General features: G+C 57.9%; 2 protein-coding genes. Both read left to right on the top strand.

The features are described from left to right. The coding region (locus tag IE102_RS17785) for a metal-sensitive transcriptional regulator (protein WP_189489313.1) at positions 1-213 on the top strand (213 nt) is incomplete at its 5' end. A gap of 9 nt (positions 214-222) precedes the next feature. Further along, a partial coding sequence (locus tag IE102_RS17780; protein ID WP_268247504.1) for a copper-transporting P-type ATPase occupies positions 223-2,334 on the top strand: 2,112 nt, incomplete at its 3' end.

Genomic DNA, 2,334 nt, shown 5'->3' with positions numbered 1-2,334 from the left:
GAAGGCATTAAGCGCATGGTTGGCGAGGGCCAGTATTGCGTTGACATCTTAACGCAGCTTCGGGCCGTTCGCAGCGCCATCAAGACGATCGAACTTAGCGTGCTCGAAACGCATATGAAGTCATGCCTCGCCAAATCCTGTGCGTGCAGCGACGATGTGACACGCGATCAGCAACTTGCCGAGATCATGATTCTTCTCAAGAAGTACGAATAGGAGGCGGCAATGTCGCACGAACATAAGGCTGGCTCCACATCTGAAGCCGGTAGCGCACACTGCTGCCAGCACAGCAAGTCGGAAACAACGCCTGAGCCACAGAACATTGATCCGACTGCGGCGCGTAAACTCTACACTTGCCCGATGCACCCGCAAATCCGTCAGGAAGGACCAGGCGCCTGCCCTATCTGCGGCATGGCGCTGGAACCGGAAGTCATCACTCTTAATGAGCCGGATAATCACGAATTGAAGGACATGACCCGACGCCTGTGGATTGCAACGGCGCTGAGCATTCCCGTCGCGGTCCTTGCCATGGGCGCTCATGTTGGCATTTCAAAGTATGTTCCTGAAACGACATCCCTGTGGATTCAGATGATCCTGGCCACACCTGTAGCGCTCGGCTGCGGCTGGCCGTTTCTGGTGCGCGGCTGGGACTCGGTTAAGACGCGCCATTTCAACATGTTTACCCTGATCGCCCTGGGGGTGCTCGTGGCCTGGGCCTACTCGGTCGTGGCCGTATTTGCGCCGGGCATATTCCCGCATGCCATGAGTGGATCAATGGTCATGCGGCCAGACGTTTATTTCGAAGCCGCCGCCGTCATCACCACCCTTGTCCTTGTGGGTCAGGTCCTTGAACTTAAGGCGCGCGCCCAGACCGGCAATGCCATACGCGCCTTGCTGAAACTGGCGCCGGCCACCGCCCATCGGCTAAATGGATCAGATGAAGAGACCATTCCCCTCGAACAGGTGAAGGTCGGCGACCTTTTGCGCGTCCGCCCCGGAGAAAAGATCCCAACGGATGGTGACGTGACGGAAGGCAGCAGCCACGTCGATGAGTCCATGTTAACCGGCGAACCCATGCCGGTCTCCAAAGGGACTGGCGATAAGGTCACGGGCGCCACGGTCAACCAATCGGGCAGCTTTGTCATGACAGCCACCCGTATCGGCAATGACACACTTCTCGCTCAGATCATCACCCGTGTCGGTCAGGCTCAGCGTTCACGCGCGCCCATCCAGCGCGTTGCGGATACGGTGTCGGGCTATTTCGTTCCCGCCGTCATCGTGGTGGCGGCTTTAACTTTCATCGCGTGGATCGTCTGGGGGCCTGAACCCAGGCTAGGCTACGCTATCCTGAACGCCATTGCCGTCCTGATCATCGCCTGCCCATGTGCGCTTGGTCTCGCCACGCCCATGTCCATCATGGCAGGCACGGGCCGGGCCGCGAAGGAAGGCATTCTGATACGGGACGCTGCCGTTCTGGAAGCCTTTGAAGGTGTCGATACGCTGGTGTTCGATAAGACCGGCACGCTGACCGAAGGCCGCCCCAAGCTGATCGACGTGAGAACCATAGGTGGCTTCGATGCCGATCGGCTATTGTCTCTTGCGGCCTCGCTGGAAGGGATGAGTGAGCATCCCATCGCCCATGCCATCGTTGAGGCCGCAAAAGCAAAGGACATACCCACCTTTAAAGTAACAGATTTTGAAGCCCCCTCCGGTAAAGGGGTTACGGGCCAGATCGACGGCTCAAGCGTGGCACTTGGCAATGCCTCCCTGATAGCCGAATATGATGGCCTCTCCTCTCTTGCCGCCCCCTACCGCGATAAGGGCCAGACGGCTATCTACGCTTCCGTTGATGGCAAGCCTATCGGTATTATTGTGGTTGCCGACCCGGTTAAATCGTCAACCGTTGCGGCGCTGAAAGCACTTAAGAGTGAGAACTTACGCCTGATCATGCTGACCGGCGATAATAAGATCACGGCCAAGGCGGTCGCCAAAGATCTTGGAATTGAAGAGGTGGAGGCCGATGTCCTGCCGGATGGGAAGGCCGATATCATTGAGCGTCTGATCAAAGAGGGACGCAAGGTGGCCATGGCGGGTGACGGCGTCAATGATGCGCCAGCACTGGCTGCTGCAACGGTGGGCATCGCCATGGGCAACGGCACCGATATCGCCATGGAAAGTGCCGGTATCACATTGATCAAGGGCGACCTTGACGGCATCGTCCGGGCCCGTGCTTTAAGCCGGGCAGTTATGCGCAATATCAAACAGAACCTGATCTTTGCCTTCGCCTACAATCTGATTGGTGTGCCGGTCGCCGCGGGTATTCTCTATCCCGCGTTT

The sequence above is a fragment of the Asticcacaulis endophyticus genome (genome assembly GCF_014652575.1).
Taxonomy (GTDB): Bacteria; Pseudomonadota; Alphaproteobacteria; order Caulobacterales; family Caulobacteraceae; genus Asticcacaulis; species Asticcacaulis endophyticus.
The sequence above is the reverse complement of the archived record's forward strand: the minus strand, read 5'-3'. Positions and strand labels throughout refer to the sequence as shown.